Origin of the sequence: Mesorhizobium sp. M7A.F.Ca.CA.004.04.2.1 (genome assembly GCF_004022825.1) — a bacterium.
Lineage (GTDB): Bacteria > Pseudomonadota > Alphaproteobacteria > Rhizobiales > Rhizobiaceae > Mesorhizobium.
This window is the reverse complement of record NZ_RZPH01000780.1, coordinates 1-2,910: the sequence shown is the minus strand read 5'-3', so window position 1 is coordinate 2,910 and position 2,910 is coordinate 1. Positions and strand designations below refer to the sequence as shown.

Below are 2,910 nucleotides of genomic sequence, written 5' to 3'. Positions count from 1 at the left end.
CTACAACACCATCGACGAGGCGATCCAGGCGGCCGTGCTCGACCGCTCGTCGGTGCGTCCCAAATCGGCGGTGCTGGCGGTGGCTGGCCCGGTCGACGGCGACGAGATCGAGCTGACCAACTGCCCCTGGATCGTCAAGCCGAGGAAAATGTTCGCCAGCCTCGGCCTGAGCGACATCGTCGTGCTCAACGATTTCGAGGCGCAGGCGCTGGCCGTCGTTGCGCTCGGCGAGGAGCACATGGAAAAGATCGGCGGCGGCACGCCGGAGCCCAATGCCGGGCGCGTCGTGCTCGGCCCCGGAACCGGGCTCGGCGTCGCCGGGCTGGTCCATGCGCTGCACCATTGGATACCGGTGCCCGGCGAGGGCGGCCATATGGACATCGGCCCGCGCACACCGCGCGATTTCGAGGTTTTTCCGCATATCGAGAAGCTCGAAGGCCGCGTTTCGGGCGAGCAGATCCTGTGCGGACGCGGTCTGGTCAATGTCTACAGGGCGGTGGCCAAGGCGGACGGCAAGCCGTCGCCCTTCACCACGCCGGCCGAGATCACTGCCGCGGCACTTGCGAAAACCGATCCGGTTGCAGTGGAAGCGCTGGAGATTTTCGTCACCTGCCTTGGGCGCACCGCAGGCGACCTTGCTCTGGTGTTCATGAGCCGCGGCGGCGTGTTCCTCACCGGTGGCATCGCGCAGAAGATCGTGCCGGCGCTGAAAGCCGGCAATTTCCGCGCCGCTTTCGAGGACAAGGCGCCGCACAGCGCGATGATGCGCACCATGCCGGTCTACGTCATCACCCACCCGCTGGCCGCACTTCTGGGCCTTGCCGCCTATGCCAGGAACCCCTTGCTGTTCGGTGTCCAGACGGAGGGCCGGCGCTGGCAGGCCTGAAAGCCAGCGAAGCGCTCGCGCCCCGCGACGAAGTTAATCAGGTGCGGGCATAGGCAATCAGGCCGCAGGGCGTTAAGAGGGGTGCCGAATTTGCAGCCCCGGTCCCACGAGGCGGAAAACCACAAAGCGCTCCCGATTTGACACTTGAAGCTCCAAACAAACAAAAAGCCCGGCCCGGCGAGGTCACAGCGGTGCTCCGCCGCATCCTCGCTGAAAACGGCAAAGAGTATCGCTGGACCTATGTCGTCGCCGTCTCTTGCCTGCTGATCGTTTCCGGCACCACCGCCTTCACGGCGTGGATCATGGCCCCGATGATCAACCAGATCTTCTACGAACGACGCGGCGATATGCTCTGGTTGATCTGCGCCGGTTTCATGGGGGCCTCCCTGCTGCGCGGCTTCGCCGGTTACGGCCAAGCAGTCGCGTTGGCCAGTATCGGCAACAATCTGGTCGCGCGCTACCAGAAGCGTAGCTTCGACCATCTGATGAAGCTCGGCGTCAACTTCTTCAACGATACGCGTTCCGGTCGGCTGGCGGCACAGGTCAGCGAGAATGTCGGCGGCGTTCGCGATCTGCTGTCGCTGACACTGACCTCCATCAGCCGCGACGCGGTCACGCTGGTCGCTCTCGTCGGCGTGATGATCTATCAGGATCCGGTGTTGTCGCTCAGCTCGCTGCTGATCGGCCCTCCACTGATCTGGGCCGTCGTCTATATCACCCGCCGACTGCGGCGTATCAACCGGGAATCCGTCCTGATCAATTCGCGGCTGAACGGGTCCGTGCAGGAAGCCACGCAAGGCATCGCCATCGTCAAGGCCTTCACCTTGGAGGCCGAGCTGGCGCGCCGCATCGGCATCATGGCGGACACGGCCGAGCAGCGTAACAACAAGATCGCCCGCGTCTCGGAGCGGCTGTCGCCGATTTCCGAGATTCTGGGCGGTCTCGCCATCACCTCCGTACTTGCCTATTCCGGCTACCGGGCGTTGTATCTTGGGCAGCCGCCGGGCGCGGTTTTCTCCTTCATCACCGCGCTGATCATGGCTTACGATCCGGCAAGACGCCTGGCGCGCACACAGGTGGGCATGGAACGTGCCCTGGTCAACGCGCGCATGATCTACGAGTTGCTCGACCTGGAGCCGAAACAGGGCGACGCACCCGATGCCGTCGAGGCGAGGATCACCACCGGCGAGGTGCGTTTCGACAATGTGACGTTCGGCTACAGCGCCGACATGCCGGTGCTTAGGGACCTGAGCTTTACCGCCGCGGCCGGCAAGGTGACGGCGATCGTCGGTGCGTCGGGCGCCGGCAAATCGACGCTGGTGGCCCTCTTGCAGCGCTTCTACGACGTCGACCGGGGCAGCATCGAGGTCGATGGCCAGGACATCTCGAAGGTAACCAAGCATTCGCTGCGGCAGTCGATCGCCTATGTGGCGCAGGCGCCCTATCTGTTCGAAGGCACGATCCGCGACAACATCCGCTACGGCCGTCTGTCGGCCACGGACGCCGAGATCGAGCAGGCGGCGAAACAGGCGGCAGCCGACGAGTTCATCCGCCAGCAGCCGCAAGGTTACGACACGCCGGTCGGCGAAGGCGGCTCGACCCTTTCCGGCGGCCAGCGCCAGCGCGTCTCGATCGCCCGCGCCATCGTGCGCCAGGCACCGATCCTGCTGCTCGACGAGGCGACATCGGCGCTCGACAACGAGGCGGAGGCGCGCGTCCAGGAAGCGCTGACCCAAGTCATGCAAGGCCGCACCACCATCGTCATAGCGCATCGGCTGTCGACGGTGGTCAATGCCGACCACATCATCGTGCTGGAAGAGGGACGGTTGGTCGAGGAAGGCACCCATGCGACGCTGATGGCCGACCCGGACAGCATCTATTCCCGCTTCCACCGCATCCAGGGCAAGAAGGGACTGGGGCTTGTCGAGGACCGCGAGCCGATCCAAACTCCGGTCCGGGCCACGCGTGCGAAGAAGACTGCTGTGAGGAGCACATGAGCGAAGCAGGCGATATGGGCCTGGTGG

The 2,910-nt window shown here is 64.8% G+C and carries 2 protein-coding genes; both read left to right on the top strand.

The window, feature by feature from the left end; genetic code table 11:
• Positions 1-886: glucokinase (locus EN893_RS26875; protein ID WP_128361906.1), on the top strand; the 886-nt coding region annotated here is incomplete at its 5' end.
• 137 nt (positions 887-1,023) lie between these two features.
• On the top strand, positions 1,024-2,883 hold the full coding sequence (locus EN893_RS26870) for an ABC transporter ATP-binding protein (RefSeq protein ID WP_127268268.1): 1,860 nt from the start codon (positions 1,024-1,026) through the stop codon (positions 2,881-2,883).
• The last annotated feature ends 27 nt before the right edge of the window (positions 2,884-2,910 follow it).